The organism is Actinomycetospora flava (assembly GCF_037400335.1).
GTDB lineage: Bacteria > Actinomycetota > Actinomycetes > Mycobacteriales > Pseudonocardiaceae > Actinomycetospora > Actinomycetospora flava.
Map to the genome: position 1 here is coordinate 60361 of NZ_JBBEGM010000017.1, position 23675 is coordinate 84035.

Sequence of the window (23675 nt, forward strand, 5' to 3'; positions counted from 1 at the left end):
TGATGGCCTGGCTCGGCGTGACGGCGGATGTGGCCGGTCTTGCGGCAGCGGTCCGAGCAGTAGCGGTGTCGCGGACCGGCAGGGCTGAAGGTGGTCCAGCAGATCGGGCAGCTGCGCTCGGCCCGCCAGGTGCTCTCAGCTGGCATGGCTGTCTCCCTGCCCGGTGACGGAGCCTGCGCGGTAGCCGGCGGCGGCGCGCAGGGTGTCGGCGGTGTGTTGGTGGGCGCGTAGCCGGTAGGAGGGTCCGTCGATGCCGACGACGGTGGCGCGGTGCAGCAGCCGGTCGAGCATGGCCGCGGCGACGGTGGCGTCGCCGAACGCGCCGGCCCAGTCGGCAATGCCGACGTTGGTGGTCAGGATCGTGCTCGACTTGAGGTAGCGCTGGTTGATGACCTGGAACAGCGCCGAGGCGCCGTCGCCGGGCAGCGGCAGGTAGCCAAGCTCGTCGATCACCAGTAGCCGCGGTCCGGCGAAGAAGCGCATGCAGGTGTTCCACCGGCCTTCCAGGGCGGCCTTGTGGCACTTCGCGGCGAGGTCGGCGGCGGTGGTGAAGTAGACCCGTGCGCCGGCCTCGGCCGCCCCGCGGGCCAGCGCGACGGCGAGCATGGTCTTGCCGACCCCGGGCGGGCCGACGAACAGCACGTTGGCAGCGTCGTCGAGGAAGCGCAGGGTGGCGAGGTCGCCGACGAGTTTCTCGTCGACGCCGGGTTGGGCGGCGAAGTCGAAGTCCGAGATCGTCCAGGGCGCGGGCAAGCAGGCGAACCGCAGCCGGGAGGCCAGCCGGCGGGCTTCGGTGGCCTCGACCTCGATCTCGAGGAGCCGCTCGAGGGCTGCGGTCAGCGAGAGCCGCTCGGTGCGCGCGGCGTCCAGAACGATGTTCAGGTGCTCGGCGGCGTCGTTGAGCTTGAGGTAACCCAGGTGCGCGCGCAGGTTCTGGTAGCGGCGAGCTTCGCTGGTGGTCACCGGTCCTCACCTCCGACCCCGGTGGAGGCGCGCTGGGGCCCGGTCGCCCGGGCCGCTGCGGGGACCAGCGCCGCGTAGGTCGACAGATCGACGACCACGCGCTCGGCTGAGCTCGCCGCCGAGTTCGTCCCCGAGCCCGTCGTCGTCGCGGGTGCACCGCGCAGCCGCGCGGCCTCGTCCCGCGCGGCCTGGCCAGCGGGCCGTCGAGTCTTGGTTCGACACCGCGGAGAGTCGGTGAACGCCTGCAGCACCTTGGCCTCCAGGGCGCGGACGTGGCCCTCGTCCCGGACCACGGCCCCGCAGCCGTTGGGCGCCCGCTCGTGGACCGCGACGGTCGCACCGGACGCGGTAGCGATCCTGATCTGGCCGGCGCCGAGGCGATGACGGACCACGACCTGCGCGCCGGGCATCCCCGGCGGCACCGAATAGCGGTTGCCGCGGAACGCCACCAACGCCTGCGCCGACACGGTGCGCGCGACCGCCAGCTCGGCGGGATAGGCCAGCGCTGGGGCCGCCCGCAGCCCCTCACCGGCGGCGAGCTCGCCGACGGTGCTCTTCTGGCCGTTCCGGCGACGGGCCCGGCCGTCGAGACGGATGCAGAGGGCGTCCAAGCCTCGTTGGGCGTCGGCGACCGTCGCCTCGTCGGCCAGGGTGCGCCACCAGCGCTGCGCGGCAGAGTGGTTGGCCTTCTCCACCACGCCCTTGCGGTTGCCGTGCCGAGCCGGGCAGAGATCAACCGCGACGCCGTAGTGCTTGGCGACCTGGGCGAACGTCGCCGACACGCCCCCACTGGTGCGTGAGTAGACCGTGGCCATGCGGTCGAAGCGCCAGCAACGCGTCAGCCCGCCGAGCTTGCGCGTGACCCGGTCGAGGGCCTCCACCAGGTGCGCGAAGTCCTCGGACTCGGCCAGTACCGCGCGCCACTGCCCGGAGTGCGCCAGCGAACCGACCAGCAGATGCGCCTCTCGTCCGAGCCCCCAACTCCTCGGCGGGTTCGGCAGCTCGACCCAGTCCCACTGGGTCTCCTCGCCGGGCGGGTGGGTGATCAGCGTGGTGTCCCGGCCCTTCGAGGCCGAGCAGGGCTCGCAGTGCGGGCGCAACCGATGGGTCCGCAACGCACGGGTCAGCAACGGGTACGACCCGCTGAACCCCAACCCGACCAGCTCGTCGTGCAGCGTCGAGGCCCACGAGTGTGGATCCTCGGCCAGCCGCAGCCGGCAGTACTCGACGAAGGGCTCAGTCAGCGTCGGCTCCTGCCGGACCCGCTGCTCGGGCACCCTTCGGCCCTCGAGATAGGCGCGGACGGTCTTGCGGTCATGGCCCAAATGCCGGGCGATCGCCGAGATCGTCCAGCCCTTGCTCGCGCAAGGCGTGCGCTTCCACATCAGCCTCCCAGGACAGCACCCGGGCCTCCCACCAGTGCGCCGGTGATCAGTCACCGGCAGCCCAGCGGCAGACCCTCGCCCGATCCCGACACCACGCCGAGACCACCGAACTACCTGGGGAAGTTGATGTAGCAGGAGTGGGGAACTTCGGTTAGCGCCGTCACCCTCGGATGCGTCGTTGAGTCAGACCGAGAAGGTCAGCCGATAACCCCCAGGACCGTCAGGGTTCCTCGTGGTCCCCGCGGCTTTCGGGGCCCCGGCGCACCGCCGACTTGCGCGACGGTGTGGTGATGTGTCCGTGGGTGATCAACGTGCAATCGTGCGGTTCGGCGATTGAGTCGCGGCTGGATGGGGTGCGCCCTGCCCCGTTCGGTGGCCCATGGGGGTTGGCGTGGTGTTCGATTTCGCGACGTAGCTGGGCGAGTGTCCGGGTGAGCAGGCGCGATACGTGCATTTGGGAGATGAAGAGCTCGGCGCCGATCTCGCTCTGGGTCTTCTCCTGCACGAACCGCAGTACGAGCAGGTGGCGTTCCCGGTGGGGCAGCGCTGACACCAACTCCCGGATCAGGGCGCGGATCTCGACGTGTTCGAGGTCGGCGTCGATCGTCCCGAGGATGTCGATCAGGGCGGTGTCGTGTCGGCGAGTGCCTTGTCGAGTGATCCGGACTGGAATGAGCTGCGGGCGGCGATCGCTTCGAGGACCTGTTCGCGGGAGAGTTCGAGGTGGGTGGCGAGTTCGCTCGCGGTGGGGGCGCGGCCGAGGTCCTGGGCCAGGGCCGTGGTGGCGGCGTTGACGGCGAGGAAGCGGTCCTTGATCGAGCGTGGAGTCTTCACCGACCATGCCGAGTCCCGAAAGTGGCGCCGGACCTCGCCCATGATCGTGGGGGACGGCGTAGGCCACGAAGTCTCGGCCTTGGGTGGGCTGGTAGCGGTCCAGGGCGTGCAAGAGCCCGATGGTCGCGACCTGTTCGAGGTCGTCGAGGGGCTCCCCGCGCCCGGCGTAGCGCCGCGCGATGTTCTCGGCCACCGGAAGGAAAGCGACGGCCAGTTCGCCGCGTAGTTCCTGTCGGCGTTCGTCGTCGGGGGGTAGGGCCCCGTACTGGTCCAGCAACGAGTCGAGATGGGCGTACTCCTGGCTGCGTTCAGCCACCCGCGGTCTCCCAGGCTCGCGCCGCGGGAACCGTCCAGACTCAAGGTCTGAGGACTCTCAGGCGCGCTCGTGTGTTATGCGGGAACCGCCCGGGCTGTGACCTCAACCAGGACCACAGCCCATCCAACCCTGCTCGTCAACGGTTCAAGAACCGGGGCCACCGGCAGCCTCGAGGCCGTGCTCGGCGCCGTAGGAGAGCACCCAGTGGCCAGGGCCAGCTGCTGCTCGACCCCGTCGCCGACCCCGTAACCCGCCCAAGGCCGACGCCGAGCGTGGCGCGGTCCCGATGACGACGTGGTCGGGCTTGAAGGCGCCGGGCGGCTCCTCGGCGCCCACGTCGGCGCTCGGGTGTTGCCGTGGCGAGGTCACCCGCGATCCTCGCGTCCGCCAACGTGGCTCGCAAGCTTTCGATCGACTTCCTCCGTGACGCCCTGACTGCGGGCTGATGGCGCGCTCGTCCTTGTGGTGGCGGCCTCATGGGGCGGTGGACGGTGGGGTGGCCCAGCACAGTCGCACAGCGTTGCCGCGTTCTGTGGTCTCGATACTGCTGCGATCGGAGAGCTCGCTCATGAGCGCGGTCCCGTGCCCGCCATAGCCGGGATCGCGGACGTCCTGCCACAAGTCGGTATCGGGCACGAGCACGGCGATCCCGCCTCGCGCACGTGCGAGCCCGGCGACGACGGTGACGTGGCACTCGGTGACGTGGCACTCGGTGTCGGGGCAGGCGTGCTCGACGGCGTTGGTGACCGCCTCATCAACGATGAGTACCAGCGACTCGGCGAGGTCAGCGTCGAGGCATCTTGCAACCTCAGGGGAGGCTCTGTTGCTTTGTGGACTGAAGCCGCGCGGAGTGGCGGAAGCGCTCGAGCGGGCGCACGCCGTTGTCGACGCGCCCGAGCCGCGAAGGACCGCAGCGCGGAGATACTGCTGCACCGCCAGCTCACGCGGACGAGGCGCGAATTGGTCGAGATCGACCCGTCGACCGAGGCCGTCCTGCGAGACCGGCTCACCATGTAGCCGTGCGTTGGAGGCCGAGGCCTATTGGCTCGCCTGGTCCGCGTTCCGTCGTGAGGTAGACACTCCACGCATAGCTTGTACGGTCGGTAGCGGGTCGACCAGGCGGCCCGTCCGCTGGCCGCGAGCCTAAGACGGCTCGGTCGGTTCCTTCCACGTGCTGAGGGAGGACGACAGCATGTATGACCCGGATGGCGAGCAGCTGGTCAAGTCTCTGCGTAGCGCGGCCGAGCAGCTCACGGAGAACCGCAGCATCCGTGACCTCGAGACGACGGTTACCAAGCTGATGCATGCCGCGGTGGCCACCATTCCCGGCGTGGCCGGGGGCGGTATCTCGCGCACCGAGCAGGGCACAGTCCGCTCTACCCACGCCACCGATGGGCGCATCTACGAGCTCGACCAGCTTCAGTCCGAGCTCGGGCAGGGCCCGTGCATCACCGCCGCCGACGACCCGCCCGTGGCCGGGGTCGTCGTCGCCAACGACCTGGCCGGCGCCGACGCGGACCGCTGGCCGGTGTTCGCCCCACGGTGCGTGCAGGCCGGATACCGATCGTTGATGTCGGTACAGCTGTCCCTGCACGGCAAGCGGCGCTCGGCGCTGAACCTCTACAGCCACGAGGTCGACGTGTTCGACGCCTCCGCCGAGCTCACCGGTGGCCTGTTCGGTATCCAGGCGGCGACGCTGCTGCACGGCGCCGACCACGCCGCCGACCTCGGCAAGGCGCTCGAGAGCCGCGACACGATCGGGCAGGCCAAGGGCATCCTCATGGAGCGGTTCACCGTCGACGACGACGAGGCATTCCAGATGCTGATCAGCTCCTCGCAGGACACCAACATGAAACTCGTCGACGTCGCCCACTGGCTCGTCGAGGAAGCGCGCGCCCGTCGGCTTGAAGCTGGACCCAGGACTGACAGGAGGCAGTAGACGCGGCCGCGGCCTGAGCACGTCGACTAGCGGTCGTGCCCATGACCGTGGTCGGCAGCATGGTGGATCGGCGATTGCGCTCGGCGGGCAGGACCACTGGTGAGTTAGGTACTCCCTCGAGGGCCTCCAGTGAGCGCCTCATCGAGGTCATCGAGGATCTCGAAGACCTCCCCGAGGCGCAGAAGCGCAACCACCCGGGCTGCCACCCCCGTGGGGTCGATCACGAGCCGGGCGGCGCGCAGTGTCGGCGCGCGCTGGGCCTGGTCGAGGAGGGCGGAGACCACCGACGCTTCGAGGTAGGTCGCGCGGCTCAGGTCGGCGACGAGCACCGAGGGCGCCACGAACGTCGCAGGACTCGCGTCGCAGGCGCTGCGTAGCGCGTGCTCGGCGGTCTTGCGGACCTCGTCCCGTGTTGCGAGGTCCAGGTCGCCGACGCCGCGCAAGACAAGAACGTTGTCGTCGGCAGCCTGGATGAGTTCCGCCCGGAAGCCACGCTCCCCGCCGACAGGCCCCGGACCCGGAGAAGTCCCCTCGAGGTCTCGCAGCGCCCTGTCGATCACGTCCTCCTCGACGGTTCCCCGCGGGTGGACCCGGAGCCACCCGCGAGCGGGCGTGGGGGACATGCTCGCGTCGGGGTGGCCCCGGGCAGCGGGGCGAGCCACGCGGCTGGACCCACCTGCCGAAACGGCCGCGCGGTGCGCGGTTGGTCCGGCACCTCGCTGCGGAGCGCGTCCACATGGTCGAGGCCGCTGTCGCGAACCGTACGCACGATCTCGGATTGTGGATAGTCGGTCGGCGGCGCAGGGTGATGAGCCCGGTGTGGCTGGCGCGGCGCGCGACTCGCGAGCCGGCGCCCCGCAAGCCGGCGACCGCGAGCGGGGGTGCGTCGGCTCGATAGAACTGCGCCCTGCGGCCGGGCAGCTGTGTGGTCGGTCGGCGGCGCGGACCTCTTGCTGCTCGACCAGCACGGGAGGACCAGCACGGGACCCGGTGCGGCACCCGGACCAACTCTCCGTGGCTTACGGCGCCAATTCGGTGCCGGACGTGACGTTGGCACGCGAGCGGGTACGACCGCTGTGGGTCCACCAACGCTGCAGCAGGGCACGCGCCACGTGACTGGCTGCGGTGGGTCACTGATGAAATGGGGGGACAAGTTTGATGACGATTGACGACCATGAGATGCGTGTGGCGCCGGGCCCGCGATCGGCGATCGAGCCGATGGTCGAGGTCTCGCATTCAGATCTCGAGGTTGGTGCGAGCGAACACGATGACTTGCGATCGCTGGGCGCACGAGCACACATCAGGGTGCGACCGGTCGCTGCCGCGCACGGCGTGATCGTCACCATCACCGGCGTCGTGGCGGACGAAGATGCGGTCGAGCTGCGCCGGCGCCTCCACGCCGAGCTTGATCGGCGGCCGACCGTCGCTGTGGTGAATTTGTCTGGTGTCCTCACGTGTGGCGTCATCGGGGTCAAGGTGCTGTCGACGATCCGGGACCGCGCGGTCAGGGAGGGGATAGCGCTACATCTGGTTCACCTGGGCGCCCCCCTCGCTCGTCGGTGGCTCAACGCGGCCAACCTGATCTGAGGTCCCACCGGCGGGCGAGGGCACGACGGCATGATCGGTCGGTCAAGAAGTTGGCGTCTTCCTTGTACCCGCCGTACGGGCGGAGGCGAGACAGGGCTCGACCGCGGCGCGCACCTCGCCTTCACGCTGACGCACGACGCGATGCTGCAGGTGCTGACCGCAGCGTGTCGAGCTCGACGTGGACGAACGCCTCGGTCTGTCGACGCCATTCTCGTTCTGCGGCCGCCGGGGGGTGGCACATCCTCGGCGAGGAGGGGCGATGGCCGAGGACGGCCGGGAGCTCGCGGCAGCTGTGGGGCTACTCGGGCTGTGGACGGCACAGTTCGGGGGGCAGCCGTCGAGACCAGGTGCGGTCGAGCATCGCCGGCCTGGACAGCCAGGGGTGGCCCGCGGTGTGGCTCATCGAAGCCCTCGGCCGGGAGGCTCTGGGCGCAGGCGGTGCTGGTGCTCGACGCCCGCGCACGCATGGTCGTAGCCACGGGGATCGCCAACGTGCGGGCCTGCGCCGCGATGTCCCTCGCTGCGGCACGAAGCATGTTGGCCGGGCGCACCCGAAAAATTTGGTCCTCGGGCTCGGCGCGAGCCATGGACCGGTCGCGGTGGACGTTGCCCATCAGGCGCCAGCAACCCCGCCCGTATAGCGCGGAGCGCCGGGGCTCGACGACCGCGCGATGGGGACGCCTCGGTGGGTGTCACGGCTCGACGAGCCCGGCTCGGATGGCGAATCTGGTGAGTTCGAGCCGGTCGCGCATGCCGAGTTTCTGCAGGATGTTGGCCCGGTGTCGATCGACGGTCTTGATGCTGATGAACAAGGTCTCGGCGATGTTGCGGGAGGAGTGGCCTTCGGCGACGAGCTTGACGATCTCTTCTTCGCGGGCGGTGAGGATGGCGCCTGCCACGGCTCCGTCGTCCTGGTGGCGTTGGAGGTAGTCCCGGATGAGGGCGGTGATGGCGCCCGCGTAGAGGAATGGCTCGTCGCACATCGCGGCGCGGCACGCCGCGACGAGGTCGCGGTCGGCGACCGACTTGAGGACATATCCCGACGCTCCGGCTCTGAGCGCCTCGAAGAAGTACTGCTCGTTGTCGTACATCGACAGCATCAGAATGCGCACCGCAAGTGATCGACGCGACATCTCCCGGGCCGCCTGCAACCCCGTCATCCGAGGCATCGCGATGTCGAAGATCGCCAGGTCGACGTCACCGGCCATGCACCGCTCGACGGCCTCGGCGCCATCTCCGGCCTCGGCCACCACGACGAGGTCCGGCTCCCCGTCGAGGATGAGGCGCAGGCCGCGCCGGACCAGGGCATGGTCGTCGGCCAGCAGGATGCGCGTCCTGTCCGGTGGCCGGTGAGCCGTCATCGTGCGTCCGTACCGGTCGGCAAGAACAGCCGGATCTCCGTGCCCTCGGTCGCGGCCGAGCCGACGGTGAGCGTGGCGTTGACGAGGATGGCGCGCTCGCGCATTCCGCGTATGCCGGCTCCCTCCAGAGTCCCGCGCAGCCCCTGTCCGTCGTCGGCGATCCGCAGCACGACCCCACCCCCTTGGTTGTTCAGCGAGAGCTCCACGCGCCCGGCGTTGGCGTGCCGCGCGATGTTGGTCAGTCCCTCCTGGGCGACCCGGTAGAGCACCAGTTCGGCCTCCCTGGTCAAGGCCGGCAACCCCTGGTCCAGCCGTCGGGTCACCGAGAGGCCGGTGGCCTCGGTGAAGTCGGTGGCCAGGGCGTTCATGGCGCTGACCAGGCCCAAGTCGTCGAGAACTCCTGGGCGGAGGCGTCGGGCTACGTGCCGGACCTCGTCCAGGCTGGCGCGAATCAGCTCCTGCACAGTCCGGAGCTCGTCGCGCAGGTCGCCCGGGGCGCGGTCCACCGTGCGCTTCAGGCCCAGCAGTACTGCGGTGAGGCTCTGGCCGATCTCGTCGTGGAGTTCTTGCGCGATCCGTTGGCGCTCGCCCTCCTGGGCGGCGAGTGCTTGCGCACTGCTCTCACCGCGCTCGGCCTCGAGGCGATCGAGCATCTCGTTGAACGTATGGAGGAGATGACCGACGTCGCCGTTGGGGCTGACCTCGAGGCGTTCTCCTGGGCGCAGGAGGTCCACGCGCTCCATCAGTGCGGTGAGCCCGTCCAGAGGTCGCAAGGTGACGCGGAGCATCAACGCGTTCACGCCGAGCATGAGGCCCGCCCCCACGGTGAGGACACTGGCTTCAGTGATGGCGACCGGTGTCGAGACGGTGGCCGGTGACAGAGCGAGCACGACCACGCCAGCCGCGAACACCAGCGCGTTCATCAGCAACAGACGCCGGAACAGCGCCCCAGCCGGCGTTCTCCTGCCAGAGAGGTGATCACGGCGGGCGGACGGCGAGGCGGAGCCGACGATCGCGGCGGGCATGACCACAGCGTTGTTTGAGCGCACTGGGCTGTCCATGGAGCCTGGGCCCCAACTTTTCACGGGAGCCGTGTCGAGGCCGGGCCTGCAGATCGCGGAGGCCGAGAAATGGGTGCTGGACCCGATAGTTGCCGCGCTCAAGGCGGTGGAAGGTGCCATCGAGCCGTGATCTGAAGTCCGAGTGGTGCGACTGCGCGCGCGGCGCCGCTGCCAGGACCTGCTGGCTCGGGCTGCAGGTCGAACGTGAGCAGGCGAGAGAGGGCCGACACATGGCCGCGTGGGTTGTATGGCTGATTGTCTCGGCGGCGCTCGGTGTTGCCGAAGCCTTGACGCTGACTGCCGCGGCCGGGCTGCTCGGCGGGTCGGCGTTGGTTGCGGCCGGAGCGGCGGCCATCGGACTACCGCTGGTCGCGCAGCTGCTGGTATTCGCGATGGCTGCCGTTCTCGGCCTGGTGCTCCTGAGGCCCGTCGCTGCCCGACACCTGCTCGGCGCGCAAACCGAACGGTTCGGGGTCGACGCGCTGCTCGGCCGTCCGGCCCTCGTCATCGACGAGGTGACCGGTCACGGCGGAACGGTACGGATCAGCGGCGAGACGTGGACGGCTCGCGCCGTCGACGAGAGCGTCCCCATCCCCGCGGGAGCGACCGTCGACGTCGTTCGCATCGACGGCGTCACCGCCATCGTCTATCGATCGGAGTGATCGTGGAGTTCTCGCCCGCCCTCGTCGCCGCGCTGGCGGTCGCCTTCGTGGTGGTCGTCTCGGTCGTGCGTGCGGTGCGGATCGTGCCGCAGGCCCGGGCACGCAACGTCGAGCGCCTCGGTCGCTATCACCGCACCCTGCGACCCGGCCTGAACTTCGTCATCCCGTTCGTCGACCGCGTCTATCCCGCACTCGACCTTCGCGAGCAAGTGGTGTCCTTCGCGCCACAGCCGGTGATCACCGAGGACAACCTGGTCGTCGAGATCGACACGGTGCTCTACTTCCAGGTCACCGATCCGCGTTCGGCCGCCTACGAGATCGCCAGCTACCTCCAGGCGGTCGAGCAGCTCACCGTCACCACGCTGCGCAACGTCGTCGGCTCGATGGATCTGGAGCGCACACTCACCTCCCGCGACAACATCAACAGCCAGTTGCGCCACGTCCTCGACGAGGCGACCGGCAAGTGGGGCCTGCGGGTGAACCGCGTGGAGATCAAGGCCATCGACCCTCCCACGAGCATCAAGGACGCGATGGAGAAGCAGATGCGCGCCGAGCGGGACAAGCGCGCCGCGATCCTCTCCGCTGAGGGCAGCCGGCAAGCCCAGGTCCTGACGGCCGAGGGCGACAAGCAGGGGGCCATCTTGCGGGCCGAGGGCGAGCGCACTGCACTGATCCTCAAGGCCGAGGGGCGGGCGCGTGAGATCGACGAGGTGTTTCAGGCCGTTCACCGCAACGACCCGGATCCCAAGTTGCTCGCTTACCAGTACCTGCAGGTACTCCCGCAGCTGGCCGGTGGTGAGGGCAACACGTTCTGGGTGATCCCCGGCGAGGTCACCTCAGCGCTCCACCATGTCTCGCGCGCCTTCACCGACTCCCTTCCCCCGGTGGCCGGCCGAGCCCGTGACGGTGAGTCCACCGAGGATCTGGCAGCCCGTGCCACCGAAGCCGCCACCGAAGCGGTGGCGGACGCCGTTCTCGCGGCACAGGTGGCCACCGACACCGCCGCGGGAAGGGCCGCGGGAAGGGGGAGCGACGCCGCGGCCGAGACCATCGACCCCAGTGAATTCATCGCAGACCGGCTGCCCTCGACGTAGCGCCGCAGCCCGGGCTGCCCCGCGCGAGAACGGGAGGCCGGCATGCCCTACACCCCACCCCCCGACCCTGGGTCGCGAGGCGGGCGACCCCTGTCTGACCGGGAGAGGGATGTCCTCGCCCACCTCGAAGCCTCCCTGGATGCCGACGACCCGGGTCTGAGCGCCCGCATGAGCTGGGGGGGCCCGCAGCTGTTTCGGGGTGTGTCGCCGCAGGTCCTCAACCGCACCGTCCAGGCGAGCGTCGTGCTGATCATCGCCTTGGTGGCGCTCCCCACAGAGTGGCGGGCCGGCCTCGTCGTGCTGCTGGTCATGCTGGTGCCGGTCGCTGTCGGGATGTGGGCCGTTCGCGCCGGCGAGAGACCCGTGCCCCCTCCGAGCGAGAACAGGCCGCCACCATGATCCTCGAGGGTCTCTTCTGGTCGATGGTTTGGCCCGGCACCGTATGGCTATGTGCCCCAGGCCTTCAGGCGAAGTAGCGCAGCGCGATGTAGATCCAAGCCATGGTGGTACTCAGGACGGTCACGACGATGCCGTACTTCGTGAACTGCCAGAAGGTAATCCGGTGTCCGGTCCGTGCGGCCACCCCGATCGCGACGACGTTCGCGCTGGCAGCGACCGCGGTCCCGTTCCCGCCGAAGTCGGCTCCGAGCGCGAAGGCCCACCACAGGGCCTGTCCTGTTTCCGGGTCGGGGACGTCGGCGACCAGTTCCTCCACGATCGGCGCCATGGTCGCCGCATAGGGGATATTGTCGAAGAACGCGCCGAGTACCGCCGAGCCGAAGATCAGCGCACTCGCAGCAGCCAGATAGTTGTCCCCCACCACCCGGATCGACCACGCGCCGATCGTGTCGATCACTCCGGTGTTACCCAGACCGGCTACCATCACGAACAGTCCCATGAAGAAGACCAGAGTCGGCCACTCGACCTCGTCCATTGATTCTTTGAGGTCGGCGCGAGCGACGAACAACATCAGGCCAGCACCGAGCAGGGCCACGATCGACGGCTCCAGGTGCAGCACGGAGTGCAGTGCGAAGCCAGCGATGACCAGCACGAGAACGCACAGGCAGCGCGCCAGTAGCCCCCGATCCGTGATGGCTCGCTGTTCGTTGAGTGTCATCACTTCGGCAGCTCGATCCGGATTGAAGACGAACTCCTTACGGAACAGGAACCGGGCGAACAGGACGAACGCTATGAAGGTGGCGGCGGAGATCGGCGCCATGTGGACGAGGAAGTCGTTGAACGTGAGCCCGGCGCGGCTGCCGATGATGATGTTCGGAGGGTCGCCGATCAGTGTGGCCGCGCCGCCGATGTTCGATGCGAGGACCTCGGCGATGATGTAGGGCTGGGCAGGCACCCGCAGCCGATCGCACACCACGACAGTGACGGGGACGACCAACATGATGATCGTGACGTTGTCCAGGAACGGCGAGGCGACGGCAGTGATCGCCATCAGCATCACCATGAGCCGGTAGGGCCTGCCCTGGGCGCGCTTCGCCGCCCAGATCGCCAGATAGTCGAACACGCCGGTCTGCTTGATGACACCGACGATCACCATCATGCCGAACAGCAGGAAGATGACGTTCCAGTCGATCCCGTCCCGCTCGGAGAAGAACACCTGCGCGCCCGGAGCCAGCCCGAGCGCGGTCATCACTGCGGCCGCGACCAGAACCGTCTTGACCTTGTCCACCTTCTCGGTGGCGATGAAGAAGAACGCCACCGAGAAGATGCCCAGCGCGAGCAGCGCGCTCATCTCTGCGCCCCGACACTGGTGACCGGCGCGGCACAGCTCAGCCAGAAGGATCGGCGCGCGCCAGCGCGGCGAGCAAGCCTTCGAGGGTGACGCCGCCCATGAGGCGCCCCCGGCCGTCGACCACAGCAAGCAACGGGCTGCGCAGTCGCGCCATGAGCGCCGCCGCCTCGAGCAACGTCGCGTCGAGACCGACCGTCGCCATCCGGTCTCGGCGCTCGGGCAAGCACTCGCTCACGGTCCGTTCGCCGAGCTCCTGCCAGAACAGGTCCGCATGCACCTCGTCGATGGTCCGCGCCAGCGCCGGGTCCTCCTGATGCGCCCGCGGAACCGTCAGCCGCAAGACCTGAGTACCCGGCAAGACGGCGCTCGGTCTCCCTTGTCCGTCGACCACGATCAGACCCGGTAACCGGGCACCGGCCATCAGTCGCACCGCGGTCGAGACGCGGTCGGCGCCGGTCACCGTCGGCACCGCCTCGAGGATCTCGCTGGCTCTCACGAGCGCGCTCCTTCCCACACCCCGCGTGGCTCACCGGAAGTCGGGCGACCCGCCAGCGGAATGCCCACCAACGACAAGCAACACCCCCCATGGTCACCCCCGGGCATGGCAGATCGTCGAAGCAGAGCGCAAGCCTTCGACACTGCATGCCTGCCGAACGACGCTCTATCGGGTCCACCACTGAGATCTGGCTAGGAGAGACATGTAGGAGCAGTGGCGGAACAGGTGCGAGCTGCCCGTCGGAGAGCGCTCATGGCGGGAACCGGCCGCCGCGATCATTCCCGGCCCGGGTCGTAGACAAGCGCCAAGATCCATGCGCGGGGAATTTGTTTCTCAACAATCTCGCCACCTAACGGCTCAGGACGAGATGCTCACGTCCGGGGCGTACGTAGCGTCGGCGCCCGCTCGTCCGCGCCGGCGACGAGCTCGAGGCGCATTCGGGCGCCGCCGACGTCTACCCCATCCGCTGGCCGTGCCCGGCGAACCCGCAGTCTGTGACCACCCGCTCGGGGATCACCGAGGTCCGCAGCCGCGGTTCGTTGTGCAGCCGGGAATCCATTACCTCGACAAACGGTCCGCCAACCGCGGCCGCGTCCCGGCCCGCGACGGACGTCCGCGGGCGCATTTCGGGACAGGTACTCGAGGTCGCTGCCGCGGGTGTCGGCGGCGAGGGCTCGAGAGGCGAGCGACACAGGGGGTGAGTGAGCTCCTCTTGCCGGTCTTTGCCGCGAGCCAGGCCTGCGGCCCTACCGCCGTCGGCGCAGCAGCACCTCGACCGGCACCATCAAGGTCTTGGTGATCTCGCTGGAGAGCCGCAGCCACCAGCGCAGTGGGCCCGGGACGACCAAGAAGTCGCCGGAGGCCGCCGAGCGCAGAACCCGGCCTACGCCGCCGCCGTCGAGCGCCTGGTTGTCATGCCCGGTGGTGTTGACCTCCAGGATGGAGACACCACCGCCCTGCTCCGCGGAGTCGACCTCCCCGACGTGCTCGACGAGACGGCGCACGCCATTGTTGTCGGTGAGCACCTCGGCGGTGAACCGCTCGACGCCCTCCTCAGCAGCACGACGCGCCAGGTCGTGGGCCAGCGCGGTGCCCAAGCCTCGCTGCTGCCAGTCATCGGCCACGGTGATGGCCATCTCGGCGACGGTACGGTCGTCCTCGTCCCGAATCCATCGGGCTTCGCCGACCACCTTGCCGCCGTCGCCGACTACCGCGACGAGCGCCTCGTGATCGCGGTGGTCGACGTCGGCCAGTCGCCGCAGTGCCCTGTCCGACACGGTGGGCTTGCCGCCCAGGAAGCGCTGGTAGCGGGAGGTGTTGCTCAGCTCCTCGAACATGGCGCCCAGCTCGTGCTGGTCCTCGGGGCGCAGCGTGCGCACGAGCACCTTGTCACCGGAGCGGAGCCGGACGCCATGGTGCACCGTCGGCGCCTCGAGACCTTCGGAGGACATGCCCCCGAGGAAACCGGAATCTTGCCGGCATGCCAACCGCCGCACTCAGCTCGGTTGCCCGTCCACCATGCGAGTAATAGGCCGACCTGGGGCGTCGTCGGGGCATGCGCTACAGGCGCACCGCCCGCTCGCGCAACTCGTCGGAGTACTTCTTCGGTGCAGCCATCGGAGACTCCCCTCACAGCCCACGGCCATGATCGCCGGTCTCCGAGCTAGCGGGGAACCTCACTCGGGTAACGAGTATCCGGGATGGCGAGCGCTGCACGAGCGGTACCGGCGACGCACCGTACGACTGTTCGCCCGCGTCGCGAGCGCGCCCGGGTGGTCCCCGGCCGACGCCGGGGCTTTCGGAACCCGGGTTCACCCGGAGCTTCGACCGCGAGCGGAGGGGTGTGCCGGCGTAGAGCTTGGGGCACCTTCTCAGTCGCCACCGCCGAGCTACGGGAGGGAAGGATCGGTGCCTGCTGTGACCGCAACCCGTCCGTTGGCCACCTGCACGGAGGCGACCTCGTCGAACGTGGGCCGTCTGCGCCATGCACTGCATCGATGGCTCGGTGAAGCGCTCGGCGACGATCCCGACGTCGTGGACGATCTGACCCTGGCCGCCAGTGAAGCTCTGGAGAACGCCGCCGATCACGCCTTCGTCGAGAGCGCCGCGGTCGGGACCATGTGGCTGCGGGCTGTCGACGACGGGGACCGCATCACCATCGTGGTCACCGACGACGGTTGCTGGCAGCCGCCGGCGGCGGCCGATGCGGGTCACCGCGGGCGGGGGATCGACCTGATGAACCGGCTGGTCGACATCAGCAGGGTCCAGCCGGGTGCCGGTGGGACCTCGGTGACCCTTGTACACCACCGCGTACCTGCTCCTCGCCACCGTCGCGACTGACCGCTTGACCGAACGCTCGACCGAGGCCGTCAGCGGCCGGAGCCGCCCTAGCTGTCCGGTCAGTACACCTAGCACCCGAGGTCTCGGTCTGCCGCTTGGTCTGTCGCGGAGCGGAGCCGGTGGCCGGGCGGGACGCCTGGGGTGCTGGTGGGGGTCCAGTCGAGCATGAGCAGGGTGGCGACGTCCTGGAGTCGCCCGTTCTGGTGGGCGAGAATGGCGGCGGCGAGTCGGCGCAGCGCCTCAGGAGCAGAGAGGCGGGACTGTTCGGTGCGTTCGACGAGGTCGATCTGGCGCTGTTCGCCGAAGAACTCTCCGCGGTCGTCGCGGGCCTCGACGATGCCGTCGGTGTAGATCAGCAGCCGGTCGCCGGGCTCGAGCTGTTCGTGGGCTGCCGGCGAGCGCAGGGCGGGGGAGGGGACTGCGGAGGGCACGACCCCGAGAGGCGGGCGCAGGGGCGCGTCGAGGGGGCGGATCATGCGGCCGTTGCGCAACAGCAACGGCGGCGGGTGCCCGGCCACGAGGTAGTCCACCACGCCGGTGGTGGTGTCGAGGCGGACCAGCGCGGCGGTGACGAACCGGCTTGGTCCTCCGTGGCGGATGAGGTGGTCGTCGGCTGTGTCGGCCAGCACGGTCAGGTCGCTCACGCCCTGGCGGCGGGCGTTGCGGATGATGTTGACTGCCAGCGAGGTCGTCACGCCGGCATGCAGGTCGTGGCCTACGCCATCGAACACCCCGAGGTAGACGTTGTCGTGGTCCACGGCGTAGTCGTAGGCGTCGCCGGCCACTCGATCGTGGGGTTCGAGTAGCGCGGCGAGGGCCACGTCGGCGGTGGCGACCGTCCGCGGGGGAACCAGGTGCCAGAGCAGCTCGGAGGCCACCGCGAGCCCGGTGTGGGCCCGCAGTCGCCGGAGGTGGTCGGAGTAGACCAGCTTGCTCATCACGATGTGGCCCACCAGCCCGGCCACGGTTTCGGCGCGAACGCGCAGCACGGCGTCGACGCGCACGTCGGGATCGAGGGCCAGGCGCAGAACACCGACACGTTCGGTGCCGTCGAGGATGGGCACCCACAGCATCCGACCGTCGCCGAGCCCGGCCACGGTCTCACCGTGCTGGAACGCCCGCCCGGCCAGGGTGCCTTCGACCGCCACCAGCCCGACCTGCTCCGTAGCTGGTCTCGGTGCCGCCGAGGTGAGGGTCTGCTGTCCGAGGTCGACCAGCAGAATCTCGGCGCGGAGTCCGAGGGGGCGCAAGACCTCATCGAGCATCGAGGACAGGTCCTCACCGGCGACCAGATGCGAGCGGTGCACCAGCTCAGCGACCACCCGCGCGAACAGCACATCGGTCACCTCACGGGTGCTGTCGAGCGAGACCTCGCCGGTCGGGCCCGGTGGCAGGCCAGCAGCGGCCGCGTGGGTGGCACGCTCAGGGCGCGGCGGCTCGGATCGGGAGTCGCAGGGCTGGCCCCCGCTGCTGTTCACCGGTCGAGCCTAGAGTCGAGGAGGCCGCCGCCAGACGCCGGCAACGTCCTCGTCGGGCTCGCCACCTCCGCGATCTCGCGCCCTCTGTCATGCCGCCCCTCCCGAACCCGGTAGGGCAGGCTGCTACGGACTTCGGCGGGAACAGCCGTCCGCCGCGTCGCTCGGGCTTCGATGATCGGCTCAGCCCCCGGCGGTGCTGTCAGCCCCCGGGCGGTCGCCTACCGGGCGGCCTCGCTCGCCGAACCCCCCAAAGCTGTCAGCATGGAACTGCCGGCCCCGCAGGTCGTCCATCCCCCCGGACGACCTTCGGGGTCGGCCCTGCCGCGAGCTCAGCCTTGAGCAAGCCCGGGGCCGGAGTCACTCGTTCGCGGTGCTGGTGCCAGAGGACCGTGTCGGGGGCACCTCTCCACTCGTTGCTCATCGTGACTGGTTCAGTCGCCCTCGGTGACAGCGATGCGGCGAGCCGGTCATCGGTGCAGTGACGCGTGGCCCAGACCCACGCCGCGGTCGCGAGGTGCCCCGGAGTCGCCGATGAGCCGGCAGGCACCGGTGGCCGCCGTGCGTGGCGACCCGACCCACGCGTGCCGCGTTTCCGGAAGGTTCGGCGCCGGGTCCGGATCGGTGATCGTTCCGACGCCCGTCGCGCGCCGGGCGGAGCCGACGACGGATGGGGTCGTGGAACGTCAGGTGTGACCGGCGCCCTCAGCACAGGGTGCCGGTCCGATCGGTGGGCGACGCCCCTCCTTGGCGGGCGGTGAAGGGAACGGTGCGGAGATGAGCTGGCGGTCGAGAGCGAAATGCCGTGACGAGGACCCGGAGTTGTTCTTCCCGGTCGGTCATCACCGTCCTGCCCGGGTGCGGCTCGCCGCGGCGAAGTCGGTGTGCGGGCAGTGCCCGGTCAGCGCCGACTGCTTGGAGTGGGCGCTGGCCAACGGCGAGGTCGACGGAGTATGGGGCGGCACCAGCGAGGATGAGCGTCGCGACCTCGGGCGCCGCGCCGAGCGGGCCGCGCAGTCGTGACGTCGGCAGGCCGCTGGGCGAGCACCCCGGAGGGCCCACCGCTGTCCGCCTCGCCCCGCGCGCGGAACCACTCCCGTCGGGCCCGCCCCAGCGCCGCCGAGCGTGGGCGGGCTCGTCTCACCGAGACACTCGATGCGCCGGCCGGGCGCGGCCCCGCCGACCTGCACATCGTGCGGGACCCATCGACTGGCGCTCATCACGAGTCGCAGGACCGGAACGAGAAGAAGCCCGGGCGGCCGCCCCGAACGGCCTACCCGGGCTCGGCGAGTGCCACGGCGCTCCCCAGCTCCGCGTTCTCGCATCAACTTCTGCACAAGAAGTGGCCCGTCAGCGTGGTGGAGAAACGTCGAGAAGACGCCATGCCGACGATGTCAACGAGTCGGATCAACGAGCAGCGTCCGATCGTCGACCCTCGGTGATTGAACGGTCGGCCGCAGCGGAATCTCGCCGGCCGGCCCGCACGCTGCGTCATCGAACGCTGCGTCCGTGCCCCTCGAGGGATCGGGTCACAACAGGCTAGCTTGCTGACACCGTGATCCCGACCGTGGAGGGGGCCGCGGGGCGTTCCTCGGTCCGCGACCGGCTCGCTGACATCGGGGACGTCGCCGCCTCGGGGCCTGATGAAGCGGGACCATGCCGGACGCTTGGTCAAAGGATGGGCATGCGACGCCGCGATTCCTCTCGACCAGGCCACGTCGCGACGACTGCGTGTCTCCCGGCGATCTCGACATAGGTGGGCCAGGACGTCGGACGCGAGTACGTCATCGAGCTCGACGACCGTGTACCGGATCGAGAGGGGCGCAGACCTGGTGCATGCGGGCCTGGAAGACACGGTGTCGGGGCGCTGGGCACCGGCGACGACCGCGGCTCGGTTGGTGCGCAGCCGGTCGGGGGTTGCGGTGCCCGCGGTGGCGATGGCGTCGTGCATGTTGTCGAGCAGTTCGGCGAGGAACATCTATTGGGCCACGGTGGCCATGAGGTTCTCGACGGTCTGCTCGTGGACGTCTGTCAGTCCGGCGGCGGTGAGGTGGGCCACGAGGGCGGGGTCCGATGGTCGGGTCGCCGCCGTGGAAGCGGACCGTCGCGCAGTAGAGGTCGATCAGGTCGTCCAACGCCGGCACGGGCGGCTCGGAGCGCAGGGTCGGGGTGAAGATGTCCTCGACCGCGGCGATCCCGCCGGGACGCACCGCCGCGGCCATCGCCCGAACCACGCCCATCGGGTCCACCAAGTGGCTGAGCACCAGCCGGGCGAACCCCAGGTCGGCGCCGGTGTCGGGGAGGCCGTCGCGTCCGGCGTCGGCGTGGAGGAAGGACGTCGGAACGCCGGCGGCGTCCGCTGCTCGGCGCGCGATGTCCAGGGCGCCGTTGTCGAGGTCGACACCGGTGACCCGGCCCGTGGCCCCGACAGCGCGGGCCATCTCGATGGTGGTCTGTCCTTCGCCGCATCCGACATCGAGGCAGGAGGCGCCCCTGCGTAGCCCTGCTCGCTGGAGGAAACGCAGGGTGGAGGAGGCCATGACCGTCGCCTGCCGGGCGAGCCGATCGGAGTCAGTCCCCGCCGGCGATCGTGTACGTCGCTCGCTGCACTCAGCCCTCCTCCTGCCTGGCGGCCGTGCAAGGAGTCCCACGCTCGCCTCGACCTCGAGTGGTCTCCGAGCAACCAGGACTCATCGGGGCGACGTGGCCTCGGGGGCGCCGTGCGCGCGCGCGTCGTGGTCGGCCTTCGCGGCGGCCTGCGTCTTGTGGGTGAAGGCGATGGCGGCCCAGATCAGGAGCCCCGGGACGACCCAGTTGAACACGAGGTCGGTCGGGCGGAACCCGGCACCGGCCCCGGGTGCGTCGAACGTCCCCGCGACGGTGTGGCTCACCGCCATCCCAACGATCACCGCGCCCCACACCGCGCTGATTCGGCGGTTGATCGACCGGAAGCGCTCGGTGTGCCAGAACTCGCGGGGCACGCTCTCGCGGGCGTACTGCTCGGTGAACGGCATCACCGGCAGGGTCGCGAAGATGATCGCGGCCAGGGCCGCCGCGGCGAGCGCGCGGCCGTAGCCGGCGAGGAAGGCGTCCACGCCGGGCACCGCGAACGCCACGATCCCCAGGGCCAGGAAGACGACCGCTGCACTGACCTCGAGCAGCTTGGGCGACTCGCCCTTGATCATCTCGCGGGCGATCAGGCCCACGGCGACGGCCAGCGCCAGCAGACACGCCACCCCGACCGCGCCCGGTCCGAGCCGGCTCGCCGTCAGGGTGAACACGATCCAGGGCGCGAACCCGGACAGCGTCTTGAGGAATGACATAGAGTGATGCTCAGCCCCACCTAGGATGCCCGCGTAGTCCGTTAGAGTGAAGATGGTCACAGTCTGCTCGCGGCTCGGTTGCTCGATCCGGAAATAGCCGACGAAGCGCTGCAGTGTGGAGCCGACGGAGTGGAGCGCACGGTTCGAGCGGCTGGCGACGTCGGGGCCCCGGGTCTACGAGGGCCGCGGCACGGGGCCATGCGCTCAAACAATGACCCCGGCCCGCATCGCCAACGCCACCATGTGCGCACGGTCGCCGCTGTCGAGCTTTTTCCCAATCCGGTACAAGTGAGCCTTGATCGTCAGCGGCGACAGACCGAGGGCGGTGCCGATCTGGCGGTTCGACCGGCCCTCGGCCACCAGGGCGAGCACCTGTAGCTCCCGGTGCGACAGCCACGGCGGACCCGATGGCGGCAGGACGGGTCCCGCCATCGGTTCTCCGGGTGACTCGGCGCTCATACGGAAGATCTGGCATCCACCGGTGAGGCGAACAGGATCAGCATGCTCGGGAAGGTACGTGTAATTAACGAACTGAATCTCCCATACAGGTGAAGTTCACCCGGAGGGTTTCGCGCTCTCCGGCGACCACGCGGAGTGACAGAGAACAGTCGAAGCTGTTGTGCTGCGTAGACACGCCAACACCTCGCTTGGTCCACCCTGCTCCGGCAACTCGACGGCGCCGCTTGACGCCCCCAATGCCCCGCGGTGACGCCGCCTGCCCCGGCCCGGCCCCGTTACCTTCTTGATCAAGCCCGAGTGAGGCTTGATCAAGAAGTAACGGGGCCAACGATGACGAACCACGGATCGCGCCACCAACCCCGGCAAGCGCCGCCCAAGCAGCCCCTCGGCCGCTCGCTGCGCAACATCTTCTGGAGACGGTCGGCGTCCTCGTCGTCCTCGTCGTCCTCGTCGTCCTGGTCATCGCAGGCAAGATGGCCGTCCCCGCCACACCGCCTGCTCCCGCGCGGCCGGCCACCCTGGGAGAGGTGTGGGCGCAAGAGGCGGCGGCCGATCCGCTGCCGCGACCCCAACGCTGCCTCCCGGCGCGGAGCAGGTCACCGCGACGCGGGTCGTCGACGGCGACACCTCGAGGTGGGACCGCGGCGCATCCGAGTGCTCGGCATCGACAGCTGTAGAGCCGATACAGCCGGCGGACGGGACGCCACCGCTGCAGCAGAGAGCTCGTTGGTAAACCCGGCACGGATCGTCGCCTTGACCCGCGGGCCCGGAGTCGACAAGGACCGCTACGGCCGGGAGCTTCGCTACGTGTCTCTCAGCTACCGCTCGACGTCCTCCCTGGCCCCGCAGGACCTCGACAAGTCCATGGTCGGCGCTTACCGCACCGGCATCTACCAGGGCCGAAACGACGCATCCGACGCCGTCATGGCCGAGCTGGCGAGCAGGACCAGTTCAGCGGGCGGAACTGCTCGTCGACCCCTGGACCCACCGGCGACACCGAGGTGGACGTCGACAACGACGACCGCGACCGCAATCTCCCCGATGGCGCGCTGACCGGCGGGTACTGCGCTCGCAAGTGGTGGTGCTGACGCGGCCCGCACGGTCGGGCACTGACACCCGCTCAGCCCCAATTTCCGACACTGCGTAATAGATGTACCCGTACTACCGACCCTAAGGTTGAACGCACACCGACCATCCGGGACGGACGGTGACGGACATGCTACTTGTGGTGACACTGAGCATCTCGCACGCGATCCTTGGTGCGGCGCTCTACGTAATCGGCCGCCGTCACGGTGCTCGCCGGCGACCCCCTCAGCGTGTGCAGCTTCAGTTGCCCCACCACCAGCCCTCACGGACCCCCGCGCACCAGCACAGCCCTCGCCTCGCGCACCACCCGAAATGACCGAGGCCGTCTCGCGCGGGTGGCTTCCGAGCGGGTGTCCAACCGAGCTCGCGAGCATCGAGCCACCCGGTCACGGCGGTGACGCCGTCGGTCTCCCACGGGTCGAGCAGCTCTATCTCGTGCCGGCCGCGGACGATCTGCTTCCACGCGTCGCCCTCGAACGCGATCCCGTCCTCGGTGCCGACGTCTTCGGCGGCGATCTCCCTCGTCGGATTCCTCCGCACACCGGCCATCGCCCGCAGGTCCCGGCCTCCCTGCGGCCAGGTCAACTGCCGGCGGCCATGCGACGCTCCCGATTCCCACCACAGCTCGAGGTCGTCGGCGTTGTAGTCTCGACGGCGTCGCGCAGGATCGCGAACGGCGAGCGGCCCGCACGGGAGTCCTTCGCGTCAGACGCGGTCACCTCGCAGGCGATCTTGGTGAAGTAGCCGCCGAACGCGTCGTCGACCCCCTCGGCGGTGAACTAGACCCGGCGGGCGTCCACCCCGCGGACCGGCGTCGAGTCGAACCCCTTGCGGCGCAGAGCGCGATCCCAGCGGCCCCAGGTGCGCAGCCGCAACCAGTACGAGCTCGGCGAACCCGAAGCTGTGTCAGTCGAGTTCGAACGTTCGAAGCAGTCCGCGATGCTGCCCACTTCATCACCGGCACTCTGACGTCCGTGCTCGCGGTCGAATCTGAGCCCAGGACATCCGGCAGCGGGGGACGAGATGCTGCGGTAGGGGACCGTGTGGTACTCGATCTTGCGGCCAGTCATGCCCTGCTTGTCGACCAGGATGCCTGCTCAGCACCTGCGCCGCGCGCTGAGACAGCTGTACTAGCTCGTTTCCGGGTCGACGAGCCCGTCCGGCACGCTCTTCGCAACGATCCCCTCCGCGCTCGCGCCGACCGTGCAACGACCCCGTACGACCGCATCATGACCCAAGGCGGCTGAGCAACTCGGGGCAGGCCCAAGAAACTCCGACCCGAGTTGTGGTCGACTATCTAACGTTCGATCTATGCCGCAAGTCTTCGTGACCTTCACGCACCCCAACCTGCAGGCCCAGTGGCTGCATGTCGCACCCGAACACGAGCCGTCTCTTGAGCGAGTCCGTCGCGAGGTCGATCAGGAGCCGATCCCAGCCCGACGGCTACCGACGACCCGAGTGCTCGCGACCTGGGCGAACGGGCACCACGGGCCGCTCCTGGCGAGCGCGATCAAGACTATCTCGACGTAGGCCGCCATCACCGT

The 23675-nt window shown here is 69.6% G+C and carries 24 protein-coding genes and 1 pseudogene; 7 read left to right on the forward strand and 18 right to left on the reverse strand.

Translation table 11 applies throughout. The features are described from left to right. Positions 1–135: 135 nt before the first annotated feature. The 6 genes and pseudogenes from istB to WCD58_RS29700 form a co-directional block, all read right to left on the reverse strand. Positions 136–963 carry an IS21-like element helper ATPase IstB gene (istB, locus tag WCD58_RS29675; protein WP_337706734.1) on the reverse strand — a complete coding sequence of 276 codons (828 nt, stop codon included), beginning with the start codon at positions 961–963 and terminating at the stop codon, positions 136–138. Continuing rightward, the gene (locus WCD58_RS29680; RefSeq protein WP_337706735.1) at positions 960–2348 is read right to left on the reverse strand and encodes a Mu transposase domain-containing protein; all 1389 of its coding nucleotides are present in this window, start codon (positions 2346–2348) and stop codon (positions 960–962) included. The genes istB and WCD58_RS29680 overlap by 4 nt, the downstream gene beginning before the upstream one ends. A gap of 220 nt (positions 2349–2568) precedes the next feature. Next, entirely contained in the window at positions 2569–2901 is a 333-nt protein-coding gene (locus tag WCD58_RS29685; RefSeq protein WP_337706782.1) for a sigma-70 family RNA polymerase sigma factor, read from the reverse strand. Between the two features lie 68 nt (positions 2902–2969). Further along, positions 2970–3224 carry a sigma-70 domain-containing protein gene (locus WCD58_RS29690; protein WP_337706736.1) on the reverse strand — a complete coding sequence of 85 codons (255 nt, stop codon included), beginning with the start codon at positions 3222–3224 and terminating at the stop codon, positions 2970–2972. A gap of 70 nt (positions 3225–3294) precedes the next feature. Next, positions 3295–3498, reverse strand: a pseudogene (locus WCD58_RS29695) (RNA polymerase sigma factor SigF); the annotation flags it as partial. 474 nt (positions 3499–3972) lie between these two features. Beyond that, on the reverse strand, positions 3973–4431 hold the full coding sequence (locus WCD58_RS29700; protein ID WP_337706737.1) for an ATP-binding protein: 459 nt from the start codon (positions 4429–4431) through the stop codon (positions 3973–3975). Positions 4432–4690: 259 nt separating this feature from the next. Here WCD58_RS29700 and WCD58_RS29705 point away from each other — a divergent pair, with 259 nt between their 5' ends. Continuing rightward, entirely contained in the window at positions 4691–5437 is a 747-nt protein-coding gene (locus WCD58_RS29705) for a GAF and ANTAR domain-containing protein (RefSeq protein ID WP_337706738.1), read from the forward strand. Between the two features lie 104 nt (positions 5438–5541). Here the strand turns inward: WCD58_RS29705 and WCD58_RS29710 are convergent, their stop codons facing one another. Continuing rightward, positions 5542–5997 carry an STAS domain-containing protein gene (locus WCD58_RS29710; protein WP_337706739.1) on the reverse strand — a complete coding sequence of 152 codons (456 nt, stop codon included), beginning with the start codon at positions 5995–5997 and terminating at the stop codon, positions 5542–5544. Between the two features lie 598 nt (positions 5998–6595). On the opposite strand from WCD58_RS29710, the gene WCD58_RS29715 reads away from it, so the two are divergent. Further along, positions 6596–7024, forward strand: a complete 429-nt coding sequence (locus WCD58_RS29715; RefSeq protein WP_337706740.1) for an STAS domain-containing protein — start codon at positions 6596–6598, stop codon at positions 7022–7024. 692 nt (positions 7025–7716) lie between these two features. Here the strand turns inward: WCD58_RS29715 and WCD58_RS29720 are convergent. Together WCD58_RS29720 and WCD58_RS29725 are read right to left on the reverse strand one after the other, a co-directional pair. Continuing rightward, positions 7717–8385 (reverse strand): response regulator, encoded by a 669-nt coding sequence (locus WCD58_RS29720; RefSeq protein WP_337706741.1) that lies wholly within the window; start codon positions 8383–8385, stop codon positions 7717–7719. Beyond that, the gene (locus tag WCD58_RS29725; RefSeq protein WP_337706742.1) at positions 8382–9410 is read right to left on the reverse strand and encodes a HAMP domain-containing sensor histidine kinase; all 1029 of its coding nucleotides are present in this window, start codon (positions 9408–9410) and stop codon (positions 8382–8384) included. The genes WCD58_RS29720 and WCD58_RS29725 overlap by 4 nt, the downstream gene beginning before the upstream one ends. Before the next feature lie 266 nt (positions 9411–9676). Between WCD58_RS29725 and WCD58_RS29730 the strand changes: the two genes are divergently transcribed. Genes WCD58_RS29730 through WCD58_RS33780 form a run of 3 tightly spaced genes read left to right on the forward strand, consistent with a single transcriptional unit; the run spans position 9677 to position 11601 of the window. Further along, positions 9677–10108 carry an NfeD family protein gene (locus tag WCD58_RS29730; RefSeq protein WP_337706743.1) on the forward strand — a complete coding sequence of 144 codons (432 nt, stop codon included), beginning with the start codon at positions 9677–9679 and terminating at the stop codon, positions 10106–10108. A gap of 2 nt (positions 10109–10110) precedes the next feature. After that, positions 10111–11202, forward strand: coding sequence for an SPFH domain-containing protein (locus WCD58_RS29735; RefSeq protein ID WP_337706744.1), 1092 nt, complete (start codon positions 10111–10113; stop codon positions 11200–11202). Between the two features lie 42 nt (positions 11203–11244). Beyond that, positions 11245–11601: a DUF3040 domain-containing protein gene (locus tag WCD58_RS33780; protein ID WP_373696302.1), complete on the forward strand. Its 357-nt coding sequence runs from the start codon at positions 11245–11247 to the stop codon at positions 11599–11601. Positions 11602–11665: 64 nt separating this feature from the next. On the opposite strand, the gene WCD58_RS29740 is transcribed toward WCD58_RS33780, so the two are convergent. From WCD58_RS29740 to WCD58_RS29750, 3 genes are all read right to left on the reverse strand, one after another. After that, positions 11666–12952, reverse strand: a complete 1287-nt coding sequence (locus tag WCD58_RS29740; protein ID WP_337706745.1) for an ArsB/NhaD family transporter — start codon at positions 12950–12952, stop codon at positions 11666–11668. A 37-nt stretch (positions 12953–12989) separates the two neighbouring features. Continuing rightward, complete coding sequence (locus tag WCD58_RS29745) at positions 12990–13448, reverse strand: CBS domain-containing protein (RefSeq protein WP_337706746.1); 459 nt, start codon at positions 13446–13448, stop codon at positions 12990–12992. Positions 13449–14194: 746 nt separating this feature from the next. Continuing rightward, entirely contained in the window at positions 14195–14899 is a 705-nt protein-coding gene (locus WCD58_RS29750; protein ID WP_337706747.1) for a GNAT family N-acetyltransferase, read from the reverse strand. A 457-nt stretch (positions 14900–15356) separates the two neighbouring features. On the opposite strand from WCD58_RS29750, the gene WCD58_RS29755 reads away from it, so the two are divergent. After that, positions 15357–15788, forward strand: a complete 432-nt coding sequence (locus tag WCD58_RS29755) for an ATP-binding protein (protein ID WP_337706748.1) — start codon at positions 15357–15359, stop codon at positions 15786–15788. A 68-nt stretch (positions 15789–15856) separates the two neighbouring features. Here the strand turns inward: WCD58_RS29755 and WCD58_RS29760 are convergent, their stop codons facing one another. After that, the gene (locus WCD58_RS29760; RefSeq protein ID WP_337706749.1) at positions 15857–17134 is read right to left on the reverse strand and encodes a PP2C family protein-serine/threonine phosphatase; all 1278 of its coding nucleotides are present in this window, start codon (positions 17132–17134) and stop codon (positions 15857–15859) included. A gap of 906 nt (positions 17135–18040) precedes the next feature. On the opposite strand from WCD58_RS29760, the gene WCD58_RS29765 reads away from it, so the two are divergent. Continuing rightward, the gene (locus WCD58_RS29765) at positions 18041–18286 is read left to right on the forward strand and encodes a WhiB family transcriptional regulator (RefSeq protein ID WP_337706750.1); all 246 of its coding nucleotides are present in this window, start codon (positions 18041–18043) and stop codon (positions 18284–18286) included. A gap of 761 nt (positions 18287–19047) precedes the next feature. Here WCD58_RS29765 and WCD58_RS33785 read toward each other — a convergent pair. From WCD58_RS33785 to WCD58_RS33790, 5 genes are all read right to left on the reverse strand, one after another. Continuing rightward, positions 19048–19803 (reverse strand): class I SAM-dependent methyltransferase, encoded by a 756-nt coding sequence (locus WCD58_RS33785; protein WP_373696303.1) that lies wholly within the window; start codon positions 19801–19803, stop codon positions 19048–19050. Positions 19804–19953: 150 nt separating this feature from the next. Beyond that, positions 19954–20586, reverse strand: a complete 633-nt coding sequence (locus WCD58_RS29775; protein ID WP_337706752.1) for a hypothetical protein — start codon at positions 20584–20586, stop codon at positions 19954–19956. A 204-nt stretch (positions 20587–20790) separates the two neighbouring features. Then, entirely contained in the window at positions 20791–21045 is a 255-nt protein-coding gene (locus WCD58_RS29780; protein ID WP_373696304.1) for a response regulator transcription factor, read from the reverse strand. A gap of 1326 nt (positions 21046–22371) precedes the next feature. After that, positions 22372–22680 (reverse strand): hypothetical protein, encoded by a 309-nt coding sequence (locus WCD58_RS29785; protein ID WP_337706753.1) that lies wholly within the window; start codon positions 22678–22680, stop codon positions 22372–22374. Positions 22681–22910: 230 nt separating this feature from the next. Beyond that, positions 22911–23222, reverse strand: coding sequence for a hypothetical protein (locus WCD58_RS33790; protein ID WP_373696308.1), 312 nt, complete (start codon positions 23220–23222; stop codon positions 22911–22913). Between the last annotated feature and the right edge of the window lie 453 nt (positions 23223–23675).